The organism is Arthrobacter sp. B0316-1-20, from assembly GCF_059091865.1.
On sequence record NZ_JBNHHC010000015.1, the window covers coordinates 87,418 to 109,813 of the forward strand.

Genomic DNA, 22,396 nt, shown 5'->3' on the forward strand with positions numbered 1-22,396 from the left:
CCGATGGATGAGCAGCGGACCCGGCCACTGATCATCGAGTGGAGAAAAGTTGCAGCGCGCCTTGGCGTGTCGCTGCAACTTCCCGCCAGTCGATGGTCAACAAAGACGCCGGCGACCCGCTAGTGGCCGGCTTCCTGCCAGTTGGCGCCCACGCCCACCGAAACATCCAGCGGCACGGACAAGTCTGCTGCACCGCCCATCTGGGCCCGCACCAACTGCTCCACCTGCTCGCGCTCCCCCGGTGCTACTTCCAGTACTAGTTCGTCGTGGACCTGCAGCAGCATCCGGGACTTCAGCCCCTGGCTGAGCAGTTCCTCGGAGACGCCGAGCATCGCCTTCTTGATAATGTCCGCGGCGGACCCCTGGATCGGCGCGTTCAGGGCCATGCGCTCCGCCATTTCCCGCAATTGCCGGTTGTCGCTGGCCAGATCCGGCAGGTACCGGCGCCGGCCTTCGATAGTGGATGTGAACCCGTCAACCCTGGCCTGGTCCACGACGCCGCGGAGGTAGTCGCGGACGGCGCCGAACCGGGCGAAGTAATCCTTCATCAGCGTCCGCGCCTCGTCCACGGAGATGTTCAGCTGCTTGGACAGCCCGAACGAACTCAGCCCGTACACCAGCCCGTAGGACATCGCCTTGACCTTGGCGCGCATCTCGCTGGTCACGTCCTCCGGCGCAACCCCGAAGATGTGCGCACCGACAAACCGGTGCAGGTCCTCGCCGGAGCGGAATGCCTCGATCAGGCCTTCGTCTCCGGACAGGTGCGCCATGATCCGCATTTCGATCTGCGAGTAGTCTGCGGTCAGCAGCGTTTCGTAGCCCTCGCCGACGACGAACGCTTCCCGGATGCGTCGGCCCGCTTCCGAACGGACCGGGATGTTCTGCAGGTTGGGGTTGATCGAGGAGAGCCGCCCGGTGGCGGCCACCGTCTGGGCATAGGTGGTGTGGATGCGCCCATCGTCCGCCACGGTTTTGCGCAGGCCTTCCACCGTCTGCCGGAGCTTGGTGGCATCGCGGTAGGCCAGCAGTTGCACCAGGAACTCGTTGCCGGTCTTGGCGAACAGGTCGTTGAGCGCGTCGGCGTCGGTCGAATAGCCGGTCTTGATCTTCTTGGTCTTCGGCAGGCCCAGGTCCTCGAACAGCACGGCCTGCAGTTGCTTGGGCGAGCCCAGATTGATTTCCTTGCCGATGATATCGAAGGCTGCCGAACTGGCGGCGTCGATGGTGACCGTGAAGTCGTCCATCAGCCGGTCCAGTGCGTCGGTGTCCATGGCAATGCCGGCCAGTTCCATTCGTGCCAGCACCAGCGACAGCGGCAGGTCAAGCCCGCCCATCAGCTGGTTGGCGCCGCGCTCGACCAGCTGCCCGGCGAAATGCTCGCTCAATTGCAGCGCCGCGAACGCCTGGACCACGGCGGGGCCGGCCTTGTCATCCTCACTCAAGCCAAGCTCAAGCTGTCCGCTCGCGGCTGTTTCGGGGGCCGCCACGGACATCTTCAAGTGGTACTGGGCCAGGTCAGCGAGTTCGTAGCTGCGGCGGTCGGGCTGGATCAGATAGGCCGAAATGGCAGTGTCGTCCACCACCCCCAGCAGCTCGAATCCGCGCCGCGAGAGAATCTTGTAGGCGTACTTGAAGTCATGGATGATCTTGGGCGCGTCCAGATCGGACAGCCAATGCGCCAGCAGCTGCTCGGCCTCGGCGTCCAGCGATGCCAGCGGCACATAAGCCGCCCGTGCGTGCGCCACCAAAGCCAGCCCGACGGCGTCGTCCCCGCCTTCCGCAGTTTCCACCACCAACTGCAAGGCGACGTTCAGCTGGTTGCTCTCCGCCAGCCACTCCTTGAGCGCAGCTGCGTCGGAAACCACCTGATGCGCGGGGGCGTTGACCTCCGTCTCGCGCACGGCGTCTTCCTCGCCGAAGAGGTCGAAGAGGCGCTTGCGCAGGGTGTTGAACTGCAGCGCGTCGAAGAGTTCCTCGATGGCGGCGCGATCCGGGTGCTGCAGCACCATGTTCTCCAGCTCCACCGGCAGTTCCAGATCCCGCAGCAAGTGGTTGAGCCGCCGGTTGCGCTTGACCGAGTCGACGTTGGCGCGCAGGGATTCGCCGACCTTGCCGCCGATGGAATCCAAATTCTCCAGGATGCCGTCCACCCCGCCGTACAGATTGATCCACTTGGCCGCGGTTTTGGGGCCCACGCCCGGAACGCCCGGCAGGTTATCAGCCGTTTCACCGACCAGGGCGGCCAGGTCGGAATACCGCTCCGGCCGGACGAAGTACTTGGACTCCACCGCGGCGCTGTCCATCGGCGGAATGTCGCTGATGCCCTTCTTTGGGTACAGCACGGTGACCTTGTCCGTGATCAGCTGGAAGGCGTCGCGGTCGCCGGAAACCACCATCACTTCCCAGCCAGCTTCTTCAGCCTGGGTGCTGAGCGTGGCGATGATGTCATCGGCTTCGTAACCGTCGAGGGTGACGGTGGGAATCTGCATCGCCTCCATCACCTTGACGATCAGGTCCACTTGGCCGTGGAATTCCTCCGGTGTCTTGTTCCGGCCGCCCTTGTACTCGGCGTACTCCTGCGTCCGGAACGTGGGGGTGTCCAGATCGAAGGCCACCGCAACGTGGGTGGGTTCGCGCTGCTCGATCATCTTGATCAGCATGGAAGTGAATCCGTAAACCGCGTTCGTGTGCTGGCCGGTATCCGTGGAGAAGTTTTCCACGGGCAGGGCGTAGAAGGCGCGGAACGCCATGGAATGGCCATCGATCAGCAGCAGGCGGTGAGGGCCGGAAGATTCGCCCTCCACGCCGGTCAGCGGAGCCCCGCCGGCGTCCAAAGTGGCTGTCGCTGCGTCCGGTTTGTTAGTTTCACTCACACCTGCCAGCCTAGTTCCCATGAGCGACAAATTCACACCCGACGGCGGTGTGCCCGAACACGTGCAGCCTTCCGCGGCGGCGACGATCGCAGAACTTGTCGACGCAGGTGTTCCGGAGCACCTGCACCGGTGGCTCGTGCATACCGGCGTTGGCTCGCTGGTGGTCAAGATGGGCATTGTTTTCAGCGAAATGACCCCGCAGCGCATCGTCGCCAGCATGCCGGTGGAGGGAAATACCCAAGTGGCGGGCATCCTGCACGGCGGCGCCCACGTTGTGCTGGCCGAAACGCTGGGATCCTTCGCCGCAGCGCTGCACGCGGGACCGGGCCGCCACGCCGTCGGGATTGAGGTTGGCGCCAGCCATCACCGCTCTGTCTCCTCCGGGCGGGTGACCGGAACAGCGACGGCGATCCAACTGGGCCGATCGCTCACAGTGCACGAAGTGGTGATGATCGACGACGAGGGACGACGCCTCTCCACGGCGCGGATCACCAACTTGATTCGCGACAACCGCTGACGCTGCACCTTTCGCAGCGGCCTGGACCGTGCGGCATTCAACGTACGCGAGTCGAAGGACCACCCAGCACTTCGTAAATGACCTCGTCGAGTCGCGGCGGCACGCCCTACCGCAGCAGTTCGTTCATGACCGGGGCGTTCCTGTCGTTCTCGGTGAGCGGCTGCAGGTTCCACGCGTCTTCGATGGTGTGCAGCAAGGAATAGTGGCTGTACTCAGCATTCGACCGGTAGGACCTCTTGGCTGCGGATCCTGCGAAGATCGCCGCGACGTTGTTGCGGCTGCCGCGGCCTTCGTCCCAGGTAATCACCAGCAGAGAATGCTGTTGCGTGAAGGCCGGGGAGGAAAGGATCTTCGGCACCTGCCGGGACAGCCACGCATCCCCGGTTTCGATGGCGCAGTTGTGCATATCGTGGCAGAGGTTGGGGCTGATGAAGACGTAGTCCGGCAACGTGGAGGCCGTCGTTAGGTCGCGCGCCAACTCGGTGAAGGGGACAATGTGTGCGGCGCAGTCGGCTGCATCAGCGGTGAGGCCGGGGTAGTACATGAAGGGGTTGTGCTTCACGGCGTAGAGCCCCGAATTTTCCGCGCTACAGGGGCCGGGCATGCCTTCGGCATATACTTTCCAGGTACGTCCCGACTGCCCGATCTCCCCGACAATACTGTCACCGCGGGCCAGGCAGCTGCCCTGCGCCGGAAGACAGTCGTTGGTGATGCCAGCGGTAGTGCCGCCCGTCAGCGCCAAGTAATTGGGCAGGCTCGGGTGCGCCACTGCCGCATAGTCGGTCGCCAGCGCGTAGTCCGCCGCCAACTGGTTGATGAAGGGTGCGGAAGCGCTGCCCAGCACATCGGCTGCGGGCTTGTTTTCCTCCACAATGATCACCACATGGTCCAGTCCCCCGCGGCGACTAGGCGCCGGTTCGGTTTGCCGCGCATGCTGGCTGTGGCTGGTCGCCGGTTGCGGCGCCTCCGGGCTCGGGCCCGGTCGCGGCGGCCCCAGGCCACAGGCCCCGATGGCCAGCACAGCCAGCAGCACGGCCACCAGGGCTGGGGAGGGCCTGGTCTTGCTAGGCGGAAACTGCGGCTGGCGAACGGTCATGTTTGGATCCTGCGCTGATGTCCCCCGTGGATGGCGGATCGGCGCGAGAAGACCGTCATGTTCAGCCGGGTTCGGCGATCAAACCTCATTCTGTCGCGTCACTGGAGCGTTATCGGTGTGAGGTCGTAGTGCATCTCCACCAGGTCGCCCAAGGCGCGGGTGGCACGAAGCCGGGCCGGCGCCGTCGTGCTGGAGACGGGTAACAGCGGCTGGCCGCCGCCCAGCGCGACCGGAACCAGGGTAAGAATCAGTTCATCCAAGAGCCCGGCGGACGCGTACTGCGCAGCAAGCTGGCCGCCGCCCATCAGCCACACATCTCTCTCCCCGGCGTCGGCGCAGATGCTCGGATGGAAGATAGTGACGTCGCCGCGCACAAACGTGATGTCCGCCCCCGGGATGCCAGGCAGTTCGTGGTGTGTGAAAACCCAGGTGGGTGTTGAGCCGTAAGCCCACGAACCGGGCCCCTCGGCCAACAGGAACTTGTAGGTCTCGGAGCCCATCACGATGGCGCCGACGCGCTGCATGAACGTCTCGATGCTGTCCTGGACGCCGGTCGCGTCGTTGAACTGCATCAGCCAGTCAAGCTTGTTGCTGCGGTCGGCGATGTACCCGTCCACCGAGCTGCCGACATAGTAGATAGTCCGGGCCATGGGGCCCATGCTAGCCAGCGGGAAGGACTAGTGGAAGGCGGGCACGATCAGGTAGATACCGTAGCCCACAGCCACAGCCGCTACCGCGAAGCTCAGGTAGGCCAGGCCGCGGTAGGCCGGGCGGCGAGACTCAGTCGCATCCGTGGCGACGGCCAGTAGGCGGACGCCGAGGCCGTAGGATCCGACGACGAGGAGAGCCGATACGAGAGTCGCGACGGCGACGATCAGGAATGCCATCCAGTCAATGTTCATCGTGCCTCTCCTTCATCGGTGCCGTCTTGGTAGTTGGTGGCCCCGGTCTTGGCGGCGACCGGTGCAGTGGGCGCCGCCGCTTGCCGGGCGCGTTTCTTGGCTGTGGCTTTGCGTTTCTTCTTGCGTTTGATCCTGACGATTTCACCGGCTTGGTCCACGTCGCTGATGGCGTTGTCATGACCGATCTTGTTGCGCTTGGAGATGAAGTACATCAGGCCGATCACCGCCGCACCGGCCACGGCGTCGATCACCACGCCGACGATGCCCAGATGGGCGATGAACGCGGCCAGGGCGCCAATGCCGCCGGCCGCGGGCAGGGTCAGCAGCCAGCCGATGCCAATGCGCCCGGCAGTGTCCCAGCGCACCCTTGCTCCCTTGCGGCCCAGCCCGGACCCGATGACCGAACCGGAGGCAACCTGGGTGGTTGACAGCGCGAAGCCCAGGTGGGACGAGGCCAGGATGGCCGACGCCGTGGAGGACTCCGCGGCGAAGCCTTGGGCCGGCTTGACCTCGGTCAGGCCGGACCCCATGGTGCGGATGATCCGCCAACCGCCGGAGTAGGTGCCGATGGCGATGGCCAGCGCACAGGACAGGATGACCCAGAACTCCGGACCGGTGCCCGCCGCTTGGAAACCGCCCGCGATCAGCACCAGCGTGATGACGCCCATGGTCTTCTGCGCGTCGTTGGTGCCGTGCGCCAGGGCCACCAGCGAGGAGGAGAAGATTTGGCCGTAGCGGAATCCGCCGCGTTTGGGGCTGGAGGCGCTCTCGTCCCGTTTGGTGATCCAGTAGGCCAGTTTTGTCGCCAAATACGCCACCGTTCCGGCAATCAAGGGGGCCAGGATGGCCGGCAGCAGCACCTTGGACATGACCACGCCGTAGTCCACCGCTTGGAAGCCGGCGCCGACGATGGCGGCACCGATCAGCCCGCCGAAGAGGGCATGCGAGGAACTGGACGGCAGGCCCAGCAGCCACGTGATCATGTTCCACACGATCGCACCGATCAGTCCGGCAAAAATCATCAGCGGTGTGATCTGGATGCCACCCTCGCCCTCGCGGATGAGTCCGCCCGAAACGGTCTTGGCCACTTCGGTGGAGAGGAAGGCACCCACGAGGTTCAACACGGCTGCCAGTGCCACGGCGGTCTTGGGTTTGATGGCCCCGGTGGCAATCGGCGTCGCCATCGCATTCGCTGTGTCGTGGAAGCCGTTGGTGAAATCGAAGAACAGCGCCAGCACGACGACGAGCGCGACTATGAAGGTGAGATCCACCTAGTTACCCAATCTTGTTGGAAGAATTCATCGTGAGTTCGCCGGGCCGGGGTTGTGAAAGCATCCTTTCGGCAAACTGCCTTCCGATTGTAGAGTGCCGCCGGGTCCGCGCAAACCGGGCCGGGTCCGACGCGTGCGCCCCCGCGGGTAAGCTGGCCTGCGCGCCGCGGGAAAGCGGGCCACGCGCCGCGGGAAAGTCGGCCACGTGCCGCGGAAAAGCTGGGCTTGCGCCGCGGAAAGGCTGGGCTTGCGCCGCGGAAAAGCTGGGCTTGCCCGCCTCGGAGCGCCGCTGTACAACGGTGGGATGGATGCGAAAACTGCGGCGTGGATCACAGGCTACCGGCAGGCGTGGGAGACCAATGATCCGGACCAGATCGGTGCCTTGTTCACCAGGGACGCCGAGTACCGGCCCGATCCGTGGACAGCGCCGTGGCGCGGCCGGGACAACATTGTCCGGGAGTGGCTGGCACGCAAGGATGAACCCGCCGCCGCGACGTTCGAGTGGCGCGAAGTCGCGGTGGCTGACGGCGTTTCCGTGGTGGAGGGAACGACGGTGTATAGGGACGGGCCTACGTACAGCAATTTGTGGGTGATCCGCCTCGACGGCGAAGGCCAAGCGACGCATTTCACGGAGTGGTGGATGGACCAGTCGAACGCTTCCTGAGAGCGGGTGCGGCCGAGCCCGCCACGCGTGGGCCACCCGGATCAGCGGCTCGTGGATCGGCTCATGGATCGGCTCGTGGATCAACCAACGCCCATCGTCGTAAGCTCAGGGGATGGCGAGATACTTCGACGTCCACCCCCAGAACCCCCAGCCGCGGTCGATCGGCCAGATTGTGGACCTTGTCCGGTCCGACGCCTTGATCGTGTACCCCACCGATTCCTGTTATGCGTTCGGCGCGCAGTTGGGTAACCGGGACGCCTTGGACCGGATCCGGACCATCCGCCAACTCGATGGCAAGCACCACTTCACCCTGGTCTGCAAGGACTTTGCCCAACTGGGCCAGTTCGTGCTCATCGACAACACGGTTTTCCGCAGCATCAAGGCCGCCACTCCGGGCAGCTACACCTTCATCCTGCCGGCCACCAAGGAAGTTCCGCGCCGGTTGCTGCACCCGAAGAAAAAGACGGTCGGTGTCCGGATTCCTGCCAACAACGTCGTCCAGGCGATCCTGACGGAACTGGGCGAACCGCTGCTTTCCAGCACGCTGCTGCTGCCGGACGAGGACGAACCGATGACCGAAGGCTGGGAGATCAAGGAGCGCCTGGACCACGTGGTGGATGCCGTCGTGGACGCCGGCGACTGCGGTTCCGAACCGTCCACCGTGGTCGACTTTTCCTCCGGCACCGCCGAGGTAGTCCGCCACGGCGCCGGCGACCCGTCCCCGTTCGAGTAGGCCGGCCGGTAGGCCAGTCAGTCCTTCTTGCGCGCCCTGCTGGGCTGGACCCGCGGCGGCTCGCCCGGCATCTTCGGATAGTCCGGCGGGAACGGCATCTCGCCCAGGCCGGAGGCGAGGTCGCGCTCCCACCACTGCAGCAGGACATCGATTTTGCCCGGGTTATCGTGCATTGTCGCCCACGGGTCGCCGGTTGACTTCAACCGGTCCGGAACCGTGGCAATGGTGAAGTTCTTCGGGTCCGCCGTCTCCAGTTCGTCCCAGCCGATCGGGCAGGAGACCGAGGCGTGCGGCAGCGCTCGCGGGCTGTAGGCACCGGCCATGGTCCGGTCGCGGTTGGCCTGGTTGAAGTCCACGAAGATCCGCTCCCCCCGCTCTTCCTTCCACCAGGAGGTCGTTACCTGCTTTGGCATCCGCCGCTCGATTTCCCGCGCCGCGGCAATGACGGCGTGGCGAACGTCCAGGAATTCGTGCGTCGGTTCGATCGGAGCGAACATATGCAGCCCGCGGTTTCCGGACGTTTTGATGAACGCTTCAAGCCCGGCCTCGGCCAGCACGGACCTCAACTCGATGGCCACCGGGATGGCATCGTCGAAGGAGGTCCCGGGCTGTGGATCGAGGTCGATGCGCAGCTGGTCGGGATTGTCGGAGTCCTCCGCCCGGGAAGGCCACGGATGGAACACCACGGTGTTCATCTGGACCGCCCAGACGGCTGCGGCAGGCTCATCAAGCACCAATTGCGGGTGCGAGCGCGCGCTCGGATAGACCACCATCACCGAACGCACAAAGTCGGGGGCGCCCTTGGGCGGATTCTTCGAGAAGAACTGCTCGCCGTCGATTCCGTTTGAGAACCGCTGCAGGGAGACCGGGCGGTCGCCGTTGGCGCGGATGAACGCCTCCCCCACCTCCGCGATGTAGCGCGCCAGATCCAGTTTGGTGATGCCGAGCTCGGGCCACATCACCCGGCTCGGACTGGAGATCCGTACGTCGCGTTCACCGTGCGGTCCATCGACCGTCAGCGTTGTTTGTTCGCTGGCCATGGGAACACCTAAACATACACACCTCGCTTCTGGCGAGGGCATGATAGGAGCATGAAAGTCAGCGAGGCACATGTGTCTATCGACGTGGGCGAGGCCACCGTCTCCGGCGTCTACGCACGGCCGGATGCTCCGGTTGCAACAGTGGTGGTGGCCCACGGCGCCGGTGCCGGCATGGACCATCCGTTCCTGTCGGGCTTCACCCGCGCCTTGAACGACGACGGCGTGGCCACCTTGCGCTTTAACTTCCCCTACCGGGAGGCCGGCAAGAAATTCCCTGACCGCCCGCCGGTTGCCATCGAGGCTTGGCGTGCTGCCATGCAGGAGGCGGCTGCCCGTTCCGAGGGCGAACCGCTGTGGGCTGCCGGGAAGTCCTTCGGCGGGCGCATGGCGTCGATGGCCGTGGCCGAGGGCATGCCGGCAGCCGGCCTGGTCTACCTGGGCTATCCGCTGCACCCGCCGGGGAAGGCGGAAAAGCTCCGCGACGAGCACCTGTATGGCCTCACGCTGCCGATGCTCTTCCTGCAGGGCACCCGGGACACCTTCGCCACCCGCGAGCTGCTCGAATCCGTGGTGGAGCGGATCGGGCCGAACGCAGCTCTCAACTGGCAGGAAGGCGGCGACCACTCCTTCAGCGTGAAGGGCCTCAAGCGTTCTGCGGACGACGTCGGCGCCTCCTTGGCAGCGCCCGTGGCGGAATTCCTACGCTCACACCGCTGAGCTGCAACAACAACCGCACCGTTCGGCTAGGACTCGTCCCGGTCGACGATGGTGTCGATGGTCCGCGGGGAGGTGATGGGATCGGCATGACGGTGGGCTACTTTCCACTGGCCGTCCTCCAGCCGGAAGACCGTCGTGACCCGCAGTGATACCGGCAGTGCCTCCTCGGAGCCGTCGACCTTCGCTCGGGTCCGCTCGATTTCCACCATGTAGGCCAAGTCTGTACCGGCGTACGCGGACACGCGTTCGAACCGGTTAGGCTCGCCCTCCCGCAGCAAGGCAGCCGCCCGGTCCATGGTCTGCTCAACCCGGTCCGTGCCGCGGCCAGGCGGGCCCAGCGGATTCGCGAGCGTCACGTCATCGCGTTTTGAGAACAGCTCCTTCTGGAGATCAGGGTTTCCACGGACAAACTCATCCAGGGCGTGATGGTACCGCTCGACGATGGGATCCAGACCGGACGAAGACATGATTCCTCCTGCTGCCGCCGCGGCCGCAAGCCGTCGGCGCTGGTGGGCCGTCGGTACAGCCATGGTCCCACCGGGCGGCTAGGGGCGTCCATCAAGCCTCCCTAGCCGGGCCCTTGTCCCGGGACTAGGCTGGGCAGGCAGAGGGCGCGATGCCCTCGGTCCCCTCGCGCAGCATTCCCCTGAGGAAGGATCCGATGACGGAGCGAAGCAGCGGACACACGCTGGAGTTGGAAACCCTTCTGGAAGCACCCTGCGAGCGCGTCTTCCGCATGCTGACCGAACCGGCCGAGCTGGCTGAATGGTGGGGCCCCGAAGGCTTCAGCACGCCCGAGGCCACGCTCGACCCGCAACCAGGCGGCAGGTACCGGCTGACCATGCAGCCGCCCGACGGCGAACCGTTCCACCTTGCCGGTGTGTTCCTCGAGATCGACCCTCCCCGCCGCCTCGTCTACTCCTTCCGGTGGGAGGAACCCACACCCGATGACCGTGAAACCATCGTCACGCTTTCGCTCGCGCCCCAGGGCGACCTCACCTGGATGGCGCTTTCCCACGGCGAATTCGCAACCGAAGAACGGCTTGCCCTGCATCGGGCCGGTTGGACGGACGCCCTCGGGAAGCTCGCGCAGGTAATTCGCTCGGGAACCTGACGAACCGCTGCGCCAGCACCCTAGCGTTGCGCCTTCTCGCCTACCCCGCTTGATGGCACCGGATCGTGCCTCAGGTAGGCGCGCCGGAAACGCCCGGTGCCGCCGGTCAGCGCCCGAAGCTCGATGGCGTAGCGGAGCAATTCCTGTTCAGGAACCTCGGCGCTGATTTCGGTGCCCTCCCCGTCCGCTGAGTCCGAGCCGGTGAGCCGGGCCCGGCGGGCGGACAGGTCGCTCATGACCGTCCCCACGTAGTCGTCGGGCACCGTGATCGTCACGGCGGAGACCGGCTCTAGCAACTGGATGCGCGCCGCCGCAGCGGCCTCGCGCAAGGCGAGAGCGCCGGCTGACTGGAAGGCAGCGTCGGACGAATCGACGCTGTGGGTCTTGCCGCCCACCAGCGTCACCCGGATGTCGACGACGGGGAACCCGGCGGCGACGCCCTTTTCCATCTGCGACCGGACACCTTTCTCGACGGCCGCGATATACGGGCCGGGGATCACTCCCCCGACAATCTTGTCCACGAACTCGAACCCTGCGCCCTGCTGGAGCGGTTCGACCTCGATGTCGCAGATGGCGAACTGGCCGTGACCGCCGGATTGCTTGACGTAGCGTCCGTGCCCGGGGGCAGCTGCCGCGAAGGTTTCCCGCAGCGGGGTGACCACGTCTACTGTCTGGACATTCACGCCCTGCCCGCGCAGCCGGTCCAGCACCACCTCGGCGTGGGATTCGCCCATGCACCACAGGATGAGCTGGTGCGTCTCCGCATTGCGTTCCACCCGCAGCGTCGGATCACCCGCAGCCACCTTGGCCAGGCTTTTGGCCAACGCGGCCTCATCATTGCGCGACGTAGGCTCCACTGCCACCGGCAACAGGGGTTCAGGCATCTCCCACGGTTGGATGAGCATCGGGTGCTCGCGCCCGGATACGGTGTCCCCGGTCTCGGCGGCGCCGATCTTCGTCAGCGCGCAGATGTCGCCGGCGATGCAGGAGGACACCGACCGCAACGTCGAGGCGACCGGGGCGTGCAGATGGGTGACTCGTTCATCACTGTCATGGTCCGCGTGGCCTCGGTCGGCGAGCCCATGCCCGGAGACGTGAATCGCCGAATCATCCCGCAAGGTTCCTGAGAATACCCGTACCAGGGATACCCGGCCCAGGAAGGGGTCTGTGCTTGTGCGGACGATTTCGCCGGCGAGCGGGCCGTTGGGATCACAGCGCAGCGGGAGGCTGGGTGAACCGTAAAGGCCCGTCACCTGCGGCGCCGGACGTTCCAGCGGGGACGGAAAGGCCCGCTGGAGCATCTCCAACAACTCTGCGATGCCAAGCCCCGTTTCCGAGGAGGTGGCCAGCACCGGGTAGAACGAACCGCGTGCGACGGCGGTCTCCAGGTCGGACAGGAGAACGTCAAGCCCAATGTCTTCGCCGCCGAGATAGCGGTCCATCAGCGACTCGTCCTCGCTCTCCGCGATGATGCCCTCGATCAGCGCGCTGCGGGCGCCCTCGGCAGCCGCCAGTTCCCCGGCCTCCGCGGGGCGAAAGGCGGGTTGACGTTCCCCGGCTGGGTACTCCGACACGGTCCCGGAGAGCAGCCCGTGCAATCCGGTCACGTCCGCGCCGCTCCGCACCGGCAGGTACAGCGGTTGCACCGACTCGCCGAATGCACGGCGGCAGTTGGCCAGCGCGGCTTCGAAGTTGGCCCGCGGGTGGTCCAGCCGGCTGACGGTCACCGCCCTCGGCATCCCCACCTTGGCGCATTCATCCCACAGCGCGGTGGTTGCCGCATCGATGCCTTCGACGGCGGACACCACAAACAGGGCCGCATCAGCAGCGCGGAGACCGGCACGCAGTTCGCCCGTGAAGTCGGAGAAGCCCGGCGTGTCGAGGAGGTTGACCTTGACGTCGTCGTACATGAACGGGAGAACGGACAGCACCACGGAACGCTGCTGGCGGATCTCCGAAGGATCCGAATCGCTGACGGTGGTCCCCTCCAGGATGGAGCCCATGCGGTTGGTGGCGCCGGTCGCCAGGAGCATGGCCTCTGCGAGCATCGTCTTGCCGGCCCCGGAGTGCCCTACCAGCACCACGTTGCGGATTTGCTCGGGCCGGGAGACCGTTGCAGAAGCCTCCTCCCGCCGCTGATCAGCGCTCCGTCCCGATCCCTTGGCCCCGTTGGCGGATTTCCCCGACATGAGCGCCTCCTGGCGTCGTAGGCAGCCTCGTCCCTGCACTCTTGTGCTGTTAACAGATTCGACACCAAGAAGGGGCACAGCGGCAAGGGTTGGAGCGCATCGCTGTGCAAACAGGTGGCCCCGGGCGCCGCTTTCGAGGCTTCCGTGACCGCCGGCTAGTGCATCCCGTGCTAGTGCATCCCGCCGGCACCGCCCGGCATGCCGGCTTTGATCAACTCCATCACGGAGGAGTCCGCCAAGGTGGTGACATCCCCGATCGGCCTGTCCTGCGCCACGTCTTTGAGGAGCCGGCGCATGATCTTGCCGGAACGGGTCTTCGGCAGCTCGGCTACCACCATGACCTGCCGGGGCCGGGCAATCTTGCCGATTTCCTTGGCCACATGGTCCCGCAGCTCCTGCACAACCTCAGGTCCGCCGTCGCCCGCCTCGCTGCGCAGGATGACGAAGGCAACGATGGCTTGCCCGGTGGTCTCGTCAAGGGCGCCGACGACGGCGGCTTCGGCGACTTTAGGGTGGGCGACCAGCGCCGATTCGATTTCGGTGGTTGAAAGCCGGTGTCCTGCCACGTTCATCACGTCGTCGACGCGGCCAAGGAGCCAGATGTCGCCGTCCTCGTCCTTCTTTGCACCGTCCCCGGCAAAGTAGAGCCCCGGGAACCGTGTCCAGTATGTCTCCACGTACCGGTCGTTGTCGCCCCAGATAGTGCGCAACATGGAGGGCCAAGGTTCCTTCAGGACCAGATAGCCGCCGGAGCCGTTGCCAACCGGTGTGCCCACGTCATTGACCACGTCGGCCACCACCCCGGGCAGTGGCTTCATGGCGGCGCCGGGCTTGCCTGCTGTTACCCCCGGGAGCGGGCTGATCATGATGGCCCCGGTCTCGGTCTGCCACCACGTGTCCACCACCGGCGTCTGGTTGTGCCCGATGTTCTCCCGGTACCAGATATAGGCAGCCGGGTTGATCGGTTCGCCCACGGTGCCGATCACCCGCAGGCTGTTGAGGCTGTACTTGGCCGGTATGTCGGCACCCCACTTCATGAACGTACGGATGGCGGTCGGAGCGCAGTAAAGAATCGAGACCTTGTACTTGTCGATGATTTCCCACCAGCGGCCCTGGTGCGGCGTGTCCGGTGTGCCCTCGTAGAGCACCGACGTTGCACCGTTAGCCAGCGGCCCATACACGATGTAGCTGTGGCCGGTAACCCAGCCAATGTCCGCGGCTGTCCAGAAGATGTCGGACTCGGCCTTGAGGTCGAACACCGCCCAGTGCGTGTAGGCGCACGCCGTGAGGTAGCCGCCGGTGGTGTGCAGGATGCCCTTGGGCTTGCCGGTGGTGCCCGAGGTGTACATCACGTACAGCGGATGCTCGGCGTCGAACGCCTCGGCGCGGTGCTCGGCGGAAGCCAGCTCCACCGATTCGTGCCACCACATGTCGCGGCCCGGTGTCCAGTCGACCTCCTGGCCGGTGCGCCGGACCACCAGGACATTGCGCACGTCCGGGCAGTCCAACAGAGCCTCGTCGACGGCTGACTTCAACCCGTTGGCCTTGCCGCGGCGGTAGGCGCCGTCGGAGGTGATGACAATCCGCGCATCGCAGTCGTGGATCCGCGTCCGGAGGGCGTCCGCGGAGAACCCGCCGAACACCACGGTGTGCGGTGCACCAATCCGCGCGCAGGCCAACATCGCCACGACGGTCTCCGGGATCATGGGCATGTAGATGGCCACCCGGTCCCCGGATTGGACGCCCAAATCGGTCAGCGTGTTCGCTGCCTGGCACACCATGCCGGTGAGCTGGGCATACGTGATCGTGCGGCTGTCCCCCGCTTCGCCTTCAAAATAGTAGGCCACCTTGTCCCCGCGGCCTGCTGTTACATGCCGGTCCAGGCAGTTGTAGGCGGCGTTGAGTTTGCCGCCGACGAACCATTTGGCGAACGGCGGATTTGTCCAGTCCAGAACCTCGTGCCAGGTTTGGGCCCAGTCGAGCCGTCCCGCCTGCCGCGCCCAAAAGGCCAACCTGTCGTCGTCGGCTTCTTCATAATCCGACGACGTGGCGTTGGCTTGGGCGGAAAAGCCCGCTTCTGGAGGAAAGCGCCGCTGTTCGTGCAAGAGGTTTGCGAGGGTCTCATCCGATTCTGTTGGGTCTGCGGCCATGGCCTCTCACCGTCGTCCCACCGGAAGCACAGCCCGCTTGAAGGTGGAGTTCGCGACCACCGCGCAGGAGCAGTACCAGGCGATGAGCGCCGTCACGATGCCCAGCCAGCCGCCCAACGCCGTTAGCCCGTCTGCCCCGGAGAAAGCGCCCAGGAACAGCGCGATGAAGGTCAGCGTCAGGAAGACGAAGACGGCAAAGACGCCCATGCTGACCCGCCACGCGGAGATGGTCATGTAGGCGGTAAAGATTGCCCATGCCAGAAGGTACAGGCCGACGGCTTTGCCGGCCTCTGCCGGCGGAAGGCTGCCAGCGCTGAACTGGCTCAGGAACCAGAAGGACATCCAGAAGGCTCCGAATGAGCAAAAGGCTGTGGCGCCGAAGACGTTGCGGTTGGCAAATTCCCAGATTCCCGCGGCAAACTGTGCCAGACCGCCGTAGAACAATGCCAGTCCCAGGACCACCGGCTCGTCCGCTCTGGGGATCATGCCGGCATTGATAACGCTCAAGACAAACGTGGTCATTGCGAAAGCGCCCAGACCCAATGCTGCCGGGTCTGCAAAAAGTGGGCCTGCGTTCGCTTGAGGTGACGCAACATTGCCTTGCGCTGGTAGGGGATTTTCAGCCCTGCGACCACTTCCAGTCGGGGCGGTTCCCGCCGCGGAGCTTGATTCGATACTCATGGTTCGACTCCTTGGTCAGCACTACCTTGGTGCTTATATCAGGCTACACCCAAACATGCAAGCTCAATATCGAGCAAGTTGTGGTTCACCTCACAGGAGATAGTGATGAAAGCCACAATCAAGGGCTCCATGCCGGTTCGTGGGATCCTCGCGCCCGCCGTCGCATCGCCGTCGCCATCGTCGTCGAGAACGCGAACGTCAGCTAATCAGTATTCGCCCTTGATCACAAAGTAGGAGCCGCGGATGACGCCTGCCAGCTTGGATTTCTGCCGGGCGAACTTGAAACGTGCTGCCAGTTCCTCTGGAATCTCCATGCCTTCCGCCAGCTTGAATCCGACGGCGCGCTTTCCGCCTTCCTCGATGCTGTACATGACGTTGATCGACAGCCCCGACTCGTAGAACACGTAATCCATCCGCAAACCGTCGACTTCGAAGGCTGTTGCTTCGAGGGCGCGGGAGGCGATGGCGATGTCGCGCTCCTCCTTGAGGATGCGGCTGACCCGGTCAATCACCTCCGGGGCTTCGTCTGCAGGGCTGACGGTGAAGACGTGGTCGTACTTGTTGCGGTAGTAGCGGGCCTCGTTGGCACGTAATCCTGCAAGCGCCTCGGCGACTGGAGACGATTCCAGGCCGACAGTAGAAACGTCCTTGAAGTCGACAATGTACGGCACGGCTCCCCCTGAGAGATGTGTCGGACCAACGAACGTCCGGCGGTTGATCCACACTACTCCAAGGGCCGGGTGCCACGCCTGCGCTGGGTCAATGGCCAGGTCCGATGACGATCTTGTTGCGTTCGGCTTCGTGCGCGCCGCCCTTCTCCGCCAGGGTGGAGCACGCCTCTTCAATGTCGCGGGCTAGCGTGTCGACATGCTCGCGGCTCAGCGTTTCCTTGACCAGTGCCCGCATGATCGTCACGTCTTGGGCGTTTGGCGGCATGGTGTACGCCGGCACCATCCAGCCGCGCTCGGCCGCGAGCTGCCAGGCAATATCGAACTCGTCGTACCCGGTGTCTTCGGCTAGCCGAAACGCGACCAGCGGCAGTTGCTCCGCGTCGCGCCCGATGATTTCGAACCGGCCCATGGCGTCCAACTTCTCGGCCAGGACCCGGGCGTTGGCCTGCATGTTCCGCATGATGTAGGTGTAACCGGCGCGACCGTAGCGTACGAAGTTGTAGTACTGGGCAAGAACCATCGACGAGCCGGTGGAGAAGTTCAGGGTGAAGGTCGAGTCCGTCTTGCCGAGGTAGTTCTCCTCGAAGACGAGGTCTTTCGCCAGATCGGCCTTCTCCCGGAAGATCAGCCAGCCGATGCCAGGATAAACCAGTCCGAACTTGTGCCCGGAGACATTGATCGAGCGGACCTGCTCAAGCCGGAAGTCCCACTCGGAATCCGGATAGAGGAAGGGCCAGACGAATCCCCCGCTGGCACCGTCCACGTGCAGCGGCACATCAAGGCCCCGCTCCTGCTTGATCCGTAACAGCAGGTCGTTGATGCCGACGATATCGTCCTTGTGCCCCGTGAACGTCGTACCCAGCACGGCTGCGACACCGATGGTGTTCTCATCGACGTGGGCCTCCACGTCGTCCGGACCAATCGTGTACTTCCCCCGCTGCAGCGGCACGATCCGCGGCTCAACGTCGAAGTAGCGGCAGAACTTCTCCCACACGACGTGCACGTCTCCGCCGAACACCAAATTCGGGCTCGACGTCGACGCGCTTGCGGCCTCCCGTCGCTTGCGCCAGTTCCACTTCAGGGACAAACCGCCGAGCATAATCGCCTCCGACGATCCCTGGGTGCGGGCTCCCGTCGTCTCCCCCGGCGCGTGGAAGAGGTCGGCGAGCATCCGGATGCAGCGCTGCTCAATCTCTGCAGTGCGAGGATATTCGGCGTGGTCGATGAAATTGCGGTGCAGGTTCTCGGCGATGATCTGCTGGGCCTGCGGTTCCATCCATGTCGTAACGAAGGTCGCCAGGTTCCGGGCCGGATCACCCTCCAGCGCCAGGTCCTCCGCAACAAGCCGCAAGGCGTCCTGTGCAGGAATGCCGGTTTCCGGGAACTCTCGGCTCGGAACCTCCTGAGTAACGAATCGATTGCCGAACAGCGACGCGTCGGCATCCGTGGGCTCGTAGTTGTTTGACATCACTTCTCCTTTAGAGATGTTGAATAGAGATGTTGAAAATGGAGTTACGGACGAGTCCCCCGGTCTGCGGGAACCGAAGCGTCGCTGGATTCCGGATTTAGCATCAGAATCGCGCCGCTGAGGAAGCATAGGGCTCCCACGAGTGTGCCGAGGTTAGACAGCTCGGCGTTCCAGAGATCGCCGCTCGACGGTATGACGTACGCCGCGGCCGCCGAGATGCCGAACGCAACGGAGCCGGCCAGGTTGATCACGCCGATTTTCCAGGCCCGGGGTCTGGGCCCTCCTGCGAGCGCGCCGCGACTGGCATCCCGCAAGGCCACGCCGCTTGCCACGAGGAAGGCGGCTGAACCCAGTGCGTCGGGTCGCCACACCCGTTGGTCGGTCAGCTCCGCACTGAGGTTGACCCACAGGGCGTTTCCCGTACTCCAGTTGAACCACAGCGTGCCTGCGAGTTGAACCACGGCGGCGAGCCAGCCGAGATTCCGCGGCGCCCATACCCACAATGAACGGCGCCGTTTGGCGCCCACAGCCGGGAGCCCTGCAACGGCTGAGCGGTACTGCAGGAACGCGGCGCAGGTGAAGAACACCGAACCGACGAAGAACGTGGCTGCGCCCACGTGCAATCCCACGGCCGAAGCGTATGCCGGCACCGCTCCCAAGGTGAACAGGCTCGAGCCAATGATGAACAACCAGGCAATCCACCGGTCCGGGACGGTCGAACGGCCCGCGTTTAAGGTCCCGGACGCGTGGTTGGCCGTCGAAGAAGCTCGGTCGTGGACGCTAGCGACAGCGTCAGGGGCAAGCGGCACCACCTCAACCGGACCCGGAGCCGGGAGCACATTGGTGATCACGAAGGCCACCGCCACAGCCACCACCACCTGGGGTGTTACGGCCACACCGTCCACTCCCAGCAGCAGCGTGGCCAGCAGCGTCGATGTCAACGGCAGTCGTAGCATGGCAGCGCAGGTGGCTCCGATGCCCATGCCGATTCCTGCCGCCAGATTCATTCCGGGCAACCCGCTGGCGGCAATGCCAAGCGCCGCACCGATGAACATCGAGGGGAACACCGGCCCGCCGCGAAACGCGCTCAGCGAGAGCGCGTAGACCAAAGTCTTACTAACGATCAACAGGATCAGCACAGCAAGGGAGTAGTCCGCGGCGTGCTCAACCAGCCCTGGAAGTGCGCTCTGCCCCGAGAACAACACCTGTGTGAAGCTTTGCCCGGAGATCAACTGGTAAGCCATCGCGGTCAGGCCGATCAGCAAGCCGAGCGCAGACGTCACCAACACCCGGTTCAGATGCACGACCGGACGAAGCGACAGCGCGACCCAGCGGATCAACCATCCCAACAGCGCGCCGAATCCGCCCATGACCACCGCCCAGCCCAACGTCGCCAAGGTAGGCGGCACCGCGGGCGGCACCACGGGCAGCGCCAGCGAGAAGCTGCCCAACCCGGTCCAGCCGTTTAAGCCGACGAACACCAGTGCCCCGACACCAGAGGCGAGAAGTCCGGGCAGTGCCACCAGACTCAGCGTCATTCCCCCGATCCCGGCGATCTCCATGATCAGAAAGGCACCGAGCACCGGAGACCCGAGCAGGGTACTGATCGCTGCGAAGCTGCCAGCCGAGGCCATAATCGTCGGGGCCATCGGCGGAGCGTCCTTCTTCACCAGATGCACCGCCAACGCCCCGAGGCCGCCACCGATCGCAATCAACGGCGCCTCGGGCCCGAGAACCGCACCCAGGCTGAGCGTGGTCAGCGCTGCTAGAACGATGCCCACGAGCTCCCGACCGCTGGCTGGGCCGCCGCCCGTTGTGAATCCGAAGGCCGGCGAGTGGCCTCCGGTTCCCGGCAGATGCCGGATGGTCAAGGCCGTCAACAGCCCACACGACACCAGCCACGGAACCGGCCACCATGCAGGAGCCGGCCCCCCGAAGACCTGATTCGGCAGCCCGGCAAAGAGGAACCGCTGGATTGCCGCGACCACAGCGAGAAAACCGTACGCAATGATCGAGATGGGAACGCCCAGCACCGCTGCCAGCACGAGCGCAGCAATATACGGCCTGGAACGAATCACGACCATCGGGTCCAGACCGGGCGGCGACGCGGCAGGCTCGCTCATGCCCGACATCCCGGCGCGTCAGGGACGATCCGGATCACCCTGAGCGTCCTCCCTCGGGATCGGGGCGAATCGCAAACAGGAGCGCGCAAGACTGAGGGATCGGTTTCAATGTTCCGGCAGGAACAGTTGGGCATCACTTCTCCTTCCGCTGGCCGTCAGCCAAACCACAGGAGCCGTTCGTCAGATCTCACGCACGACAGAGGCCGGTCGGTCGCATATTCGCCAAGCTAGCGCTTCCGGTTGGGGCTGCCTTCACCCAATGTGGGTGAAATCGACTGGAAAAGCATCGAGGGCCTGCGCGGACGTCGAACTGAATTAACTCAAGCATTGCCGCACGGGCGTCAATGACGAAGCTGGAGGACGGACCTTACAGGCCTGCGGTACTTAGGCTGTGGCTTGCGGGCTCATCGCGGAGCATTCGGCCGCGGCCACCACAGCTGGTCAAGCTAGGCTTGAACACTTACCGGATCAATTTCAGCTGCCGCGCAGCTGGTCTGGTTGGGACATCCGATCGTTGCTAGCGTGGCGGAATGAACCCGTCGAAGGCCCCAGCCGAGATCCTCAACATTGCCGGCAGCGAGGTTCGCATCTCGAGTCCGGACAAGGTGGTGTTCCCCCAACCCGGGCTGACAAAGCTCGACCTGGTTCGCTACTACCTTGCCGTCGCGGATGGTGCGCTGCGCGGCGCCGGCGGCCGCCCAATGGTGCTCAAGCGCTTTCCGAAGGGCATCGACGCTGAGCCGTTCTTTCAGAAGCGCGTGCCTGAAAACCACCCTGACTTCATCTACACGACAACGCTGCACTACGCGTCGGGGACATCAGCCGAAGAGGCCGTCATCCGGGATGCTGCGGGCCTGGCGTGGGTCGTGAATCTTGGATGCCTGGACCTCAACCCGCACCCCGTGCGCGCCGAGGACCTCGAGCACCCCGACGAGCTCCGGGTCGACCTTGATCCGATGCCGGGAGTCGACTGGTCGCAGATCGTCGACGTCGCCTTCGTCGCGCGGGAAGTGCTCAACGACGTGGGACTGGTGGGGTGGCCGAAGACGAGTGGGTCGCGGGGACTCCACATCCTTGTGCGCATCGCGCCTCAATGGTCGTACCGCGACGTGCGACTCGCCGCCGAGAGCCTCGCTCGCGAGGTCGAGAACCGCGCTCCTGGCCTCGCCACCGCGCGGTGGTGGAAGGAGGAGCGCGGCGAGAGTGTGTTCGTCGACTTCAACCAGAACGCCAAAGACCGCACCGTGGCTTCCGCGTACTCGATCCGGCCCCTGCCCGACGCCCGGGTCTCGACGCCGCTCACATGGGACGAGGTCACCTCCGCCCGGCCGGAACAGTTCACTGTGCGCTCAGTGCTTGAGCGCTTCGCCGACGTGGGCGACCCTCACGCCGCCATCGATGACGCGGTCGGCACCCTCGACGGGCTCCTCGCCTTGGCGGCCGAGCTCGGCCCCGCCGAGAAGCCGCCGGGCGGCGGCGACGGCTCCGGCCGCCGAAAGTCGATGATGCCGCTCATCGAGGTGGCCCGAACCAAGACCAAGCCCGAGGCTTACGCGGCGCTCGATGAGTGGAAGACTCGGCATGCGGACGTCGTCCCGGCCCTGCACCCGGCCGATGTGCTCGTCGACGGAATGCGCGGATCAAGCTCGCTCTGGTACAGGGTGCGAGTCAACCTGCAGCACGTCCCCGTAACGAAGCGGCCGCCGCAGGAGGAGCTCATCGGCGACTACGACCCATGGGCCGGCAAGGACTGGCCGGGGCGCCCTGGGTCCTAACCCACTGACCAAAAACCGGAAGCGTGCAAAGCCAACGGAACAACCCGGGTCTGCAAGGTGCAGCTTCTCCCCCCAGCCACTGTCACGTCTTGCGGTCCGGACGCGGAACAGCTCCCCGCCATGAACAATCTGCAGCGCCACTGCTGCCAAAACCAAGCGAGGAGCCGGCTGCCGCGGCAACGGCCGCCAAAAAAGACCCCCGAAGGGGCCCACGAGTCAACATTTGTCCACAACCGGAGGCCTACAAGCCTCCGCATAGAGAAAATACGTGCCCGAGGTGGGATTCGAACCCACACGAGTTTCCCCGCCGCATTTTGAGTGCGGTGCGTCTGCCGTTCCGCCACTCGGGCCGGCACCGATTGCAAAGCCGTCTTCCAAACTGTGAAAACCGTCATGCTGCTTGGTGCGCGAA

Annotated in this window: 20 protein-coding genes and 1 tRNA gene; 7 read left to right on the forward strand and 14 right to left on the reverse strand. The window is 64.9% G+C overall.

The genetic code is table 11. The annotated features are described in order from the left end of the window. Positions 1–119: 119 nt before the first annotated feature. A complete protein-coding gene (gene polA, locus AC5RW2_RS23350) occupies positions 120–2,894 on the reverse strand; it encodes a DNA polymerase I (RefSeq protein WP_493961962.1) in 2,775 nt (924 codons plus the stop codon). Between polA and AC5RW2_RS23355 the strand changes: the two genes are divergently transcribed. After that, the gene (locus tag AC5RW2_RS23355) at positions 2,893–3,390 is read left to right on the forward strand and encodes a hotdog fold thioesterase (protein WP_493961961.1); all 498 of its coding nucleotides are present in this window, start codon (positions 2,893–2,895) and stop codon (positions 3,388–3,390) included. The genes polA and AC5RW2_RS23355 overlap by 2 nt on opposite strands. Positions 3,391–3,496: 106 nt before the next feature. On the opposite strand, the gene AC5RW2_RS23360 is transcribed toward AC5RW2_RS23355, so the two are convergent. The 4 genes from AC5RW2_RS23360 to AC5RW2_RS23375 all read right to left on the reverse strand — a co-directional run bounded on the left by AC5RW2_RS23360 (position 3,497) and on the right by AC5RW2_RS23375 (position 6,659). Continuing rightward, the gene (locus tag AC5RW2_RS23360; RefSeq protein ID WP_493961960.1) at positions 3,497–4,486 is read right to left on the reverse strand and encodes an alkaline phosphatase family protein; all 990 of its coding nucleotides are present in this window, start codon (positions 4,484–4,486) and stop codon (positions 3,497–3,499) included. 98 nt (positions 4,487–4,584) lie between these two features. Then, on the reverse strand, positions 4,585–5,136 hold the full coding sequence (locus AC5RW2_RS23365; protein WP_493961959.1) for a dihydrofolate reductase family protein: 552 nt from the start codon (positions 5,134–5,136) through the stop codon (positions 4,585–4,587). Between the two features lie 27 nt (positions 5,137–5,163). After that, positions 5,164–5,388 (reverse strand): hypothetical protein, encoded by a 225-nt coding sequence (locus tag AC5RW2_RS23370; protein WP_493961958.1) that lies wholly within the window; start codon positions 5,386–5,388, stop codon positions 5,164–5,166. Next, positions 5,385–6,659 (reverse strand): inorganic phosphate transporter, encoded by a 1,275-nt coding sequence (locus AC5RW2_RS23375; protein ID WP_493961957.1) that lies wholly within the window; start codon positions 6,657–6,659, stop codon positions 5,385–5,387. Before AC5RW2_RS23375 ends, AC5RW2_RS23370 begins: the two co-directional genes overlap by 4 nt. Before the next feature lie 304 nt (positions 6,660–6,963). On the opposite strand from AC5RW2_RS23375, the gene AC5RW2_RS23380 reads away from it, so the two are divergent. Then, on the forward strand, positions 6,964–7,323 hold the full coding sequence (locus AC5RW2_RS23380) for a nuclear transport factor 2 family protein (RefSeq protein ID WP_493961956.1): 360 nt from the start codon (positions 6,964–6,966) through the stop codon (positions 7,321–7,323). 112 nt (positions 7,324–7,435) lie between these two features. After that, positions 7,436–8,056 carry an L-threonylcarbamoyladenylate synthase gene (locus tag AC5RW2_RS23385; protein ID WP_493961955.1) on the forward strand — a complete coding sequence of 207 codons (621 nt, stop codon included), beginning with the start codon at positions 7,436–7,438 and terminating at the stop codon, positions 8,054–8,056. Positions 8,057–8,073: 17 nt separating this feature from the next. Here AC5RW2_RS23385 and ligD (AC5RW2_RS23390) read toward each other — a convergent pair whose 3' ends face one another. After that, positions 8,074–9,096: a non-homologous end-joining DNA ligase gene (gene ligD / locus AC5RW2_RS23390; RefSeq protein ID WP_493961954.1), complete on the reverse strand. Its 1,023-nt coding sequence runs from the start codon at positions 9,094–9,096 to the stop codon at positions 8,074–8,076. Positions 9,097–9,147: 51 nt separating this feature from the next. Here ligD (AC5RW2_RS23390) and AC5RW2_RS23395 point away from each other — a divergent pair, with 51 nt between their 5' ends. Beyond that, on the forward strand, positions 9,148–9,813 hold the full coding sequence (locus AC5RW2_RS23395) for an alpha/beta hydrolase family protein (RefSeq protein WP_493961953.1): 666 nt from the start codon (positions 9,148–9,150) through the stop codon (positions 9,811–9,813). A gap of 26 nt (positions 9,814–9,839) precedes the next feature. Here the strand turns inward: AC5RW2_RS23395 and AC5RW2_RS23400 are convergent, their stop codons facing one another. After that, complete coding sequence (locus AC5RW2_RS23400) at positions 9,840–10,280, reverse strand: nuclear transport factor 2 family protein (protein ID WP_493961952.1); 441 nt, start codon at positions 10,278–10,280, stop codon at positions 9,840–9,842. A gap of 194 nt (positions 10,281–10,474) precedes the next feature. On the opposite strand from AC5RW2_RS23400, the gene AC5RW2_RS23405 reads away from it, so the two are divergent. Next, the gene (locus AC5RW2_RS23405; RefSeq protein WP_493961951.1) at positions 10,475–10,927 is read left to right on the forward strand and encodes an SRPBCC family protein; all 453 of its coding nucleotides are present in this window, start codon (positions 10,475–10,477) and stop codon (positions 10,925–10,927) included. A gap of 20 nt (positions 10,928–10,947) precedes the next feature. Here AC5RW2_RS23405 and AC5RW2_RS23410 read toward each other — a convergent pair whose 3' ends face one another. The 3 genes from AC5RW2_RS23410 to AC5RW2_RS23420 form a co-directional block, all read right to left on the reverse strand. Beyond that, complete coding sequence (locus AC5RW2_RS23410) at positions 10,948–13,116, reverse strand: elongation factor G-like protein EF-G2 (protein ID WP_493961950.1); 2,169 nt, start codon at positions 13,114–13,116, stop codon at positions 10,948–10,950. 170 nt (positions 13,117–13,286) lie between these two features. Then, a complete protein-coding gene (gene acs, locus AC5RW2_RS23415; RefSeq protein WP_493961949.1) occupies positions 13,287–15,266 on the reverse strand; it encodes an acetate--CoA ligase in 1,980 nt (659 codons plus the stop codon). 6 nt (positions 15,267–15,272) lie between these two features. After that, the gene (locus AC5RW2_RS23420) at positions 15,273–15,788 is read right to left on the reverse strand and encodes an acetate uptake transporter (RefSeq protein WP_493961948.1); all 516 of its coding nucleotides are present in this window, start codon (positions 15,786–15,788) and stop codon (positions 15,273–15,275) included. A 20-nt stretch (positions 15,789–15,808) separates the two neighbouring features. On the opposite strand from AC5RW2_RS23420, the gene AC5RW2_RS23425 reads away from it, so the two are divergent. Then, entirely contained in the window at positions 15,809–16,153 is a 345-nt protein-coding gene (locus tag AC5RW2_RS23425; protein WP_493961947.1) for a hypothetical protein, read from the forward strand. Here AC5RW2_RS23425 and AC5RW2_RS23430 read toward each other — a convergent pair whose 3' ends face one another. From AC5RW2_RS23430 to AC5RW2_RS23440, 3 genes are all read right to left on the reverse strand, one after another. Beyond that, positions 16,154–16,618 (reverse strand): DUF8821 family protein, encoded by a 465-nt coding sequence (locus tag AC5RW2_RS23430; protein ID WP_493961946.1) that lies wholly within the window; start codon positions 16,616–16,618, stop codon positions 16,154–16,156. 88 nt (positions 16,619–16,706) lie between these two features. Continuing rightward, entirely contained in the window at positions 16,707–18,086 is a 1,380-nt protein-coding gene (gene gad, locus AC5RW2_RS23435; RefSeq protein WP_493961945.1) for a glutamate decarboxylase, read from the reverse strand. A 44-nt stretch (positions 18,087–18,130) separates the two neighbouring features. Then, positions 18,131–20,209, reverse strand: a complete 2,079-nt coding sequence (locus AC5RW2_RS23440; RefSeq protein WP_493961944.1) for a chloride channel protein — start codon at positions 20,207–20,209, stop codon at positions 18,131–18,133. 530 nt (positions 20,210–20,739) lie between these two features. On the opposite strand from AC5RW2_RS23440, the gene ligD (AC5RW2_RS23445) reads away from it, so the two are divergent. Continuing rightward, positions 20,740–21,984 (forward strand): non-homologous end-joining DNA ligase, encoded by a 1,245-nt coding sequence (ligD, locus tag AC5RW2_RS23445; RefSeq protein WP_493950340.1) that lies wholly within the window; start codon positions 20,740–20,742, stop codon positions 21,982–21,984. A gap of 269 nt (positions 21,985–22,253) precedes the next feature. On the opposite strand, the gene AC5RW2_RS23450 is transcribed toward ligD (AC5RW2_RS23445), so the two are convergent. Further along, a tRNA-Leu gene (locus AC5RW2_RS23450) sits at positions 22,254–22,334 on the reverse strand. Positions 22,335–22,396: the final 62 nt, after the last annotated feature.

What these genes read in the sequence shown, in the direction of transcription:
- AC5RW2_RS23385 (WP_493961955.1), top strand. Translation starts at nt 7,436, where the DNA reads ATGGCGAGATACTTCGACGTCCACCCCCAGAACCCCCAGCCGCGGTCG.
- gad (WP_493961945.1), bottom strand. Translation starts at nt 18,086, where the DNA reads ATGTCAAACAACTACGAGCCCACGGATGCCGACGCGTCGCTGTTCGGC.
- AC5RW2_RS23400 (WP_493961952.1), bottom strand. Translation starts at nt 10,280, where the DNA reads ATGTCTTCGTCCGGTCTGGATCCCATCGTCGAGCGGTACCATCACGCC.
- AC5RW2_RS23425 (WP_493961947.1), top strand. Translation starts at nt 15,809, where the DNA reads ATGCTGCCGGGTCTGCAAAAAGTGGGCCTGCGTTCGCTTGAGGTGACG.
- AC5RW2_RS23365 (WP_493961959.1), bottom strand. Translation starts at nt 5,136, where the DNA reads ATGGCCCGGACTATCTACTATGTCGGCAGCTCGGTGGACGGGTACATC.
- AC5RW2_RS23380 (WP_493961956.1), top strand. Translation starts at nt 6,964, where the DNA reads ATGGATGCGAAAACTGCGGCGTGGATCACAGGCTACCGGCAGGCGTGG.
- AC5RW2_RS23405 (WP_493961951.1), top strand. Translation starts at nt 10,475, where the DNA reads ATGACGGAGCGAAGCAGCGGACACACGCTGGAGTTGGAAACCCTTCTG.
- acs (WP_493961949.1), bottom strand. Translation starts at nt 15,266, where the DNA reads ATGGCCGCAGACCCAACAGAATCGGATGAGACCCTCGCAAACCTCTTG.
- AC5RW2_RS23360 (WP_493961960.1), bottom strand. Translation starts at nt 4,486, where the DNA reads ATGACCGTTCGCCAGCCGCAGTTTCCGCCTAGCAAGACCAGGCCCTCC.
- AC5RW2_RS23440 (WP_493961944.1), bottom strand. Translation starts at nt 20,209, where the DNA reads ATGAGCGAGCCTGCCGCGTCGCCGCCCGGTCTGGACCCGATGGTCGTG.
- AC5RW2_RS23395 (WP_493961953.1), top strand. Translation starts at nt 9,148, where the DNA reads ATGAAAGTCAGCGAGGCACATGTGTCTATCGACGTGGGCGAGGCCACC.
- AC5RW2_RS23420 (WP_493961948.1), bottom strand. Translation starts at nt 15,788, where the DNA reads ATGACCACGTTTGTCTTGAGCGTTATCAATGCCGGCATGATCCCCAGA.
- polA (WP_493961962.1), bottom strand. Translation starts at nt 2,894, where the DNA reads ATGGGAACTAGGCTGGCAGGTGTGAGTGAAACTAACAAACCGGACGCA.
- AC5RW2_RS23410 (WP_493961950.1), bottom strand. Translation starts at nt 13,116, where the DNA reads ATGTCGGGGAAATCCGCCAACGGGGCCAAGGGATCGGGACGGAGCGCT.
- AC5RW2_RS23355 (WP_493961961.1), top strand. Translation starts at nt 2,893, where the DNA reads ATGAGCGACAAATTCACACCCGACGGCGGTGTGCCCGAACACGTGCAG.
- ligD (WP_493961954.1), bottom strand. Translation starts at nt 9,096, where the DNA reads ATGGCCAGCGAACAAACAACGCTGACGGTCGATGGACCGCACGGTGAA.
- AC5RW2_RS23370 (WP_493961958.1), bottom strand. Translation starts at nt 5,388, where the DNA reads ATGAACATTGACTGGATGGCATTCCTGATCGTCGCCGTCGCGACTCTC.
- ligD (WP_493950340.1), top strand. Translation starts at nt 20,740, where the DNA reads ATGAACCCGTCGAAGGCCCCAGCCGAGATCCTCAACATTGCCGGCAGC.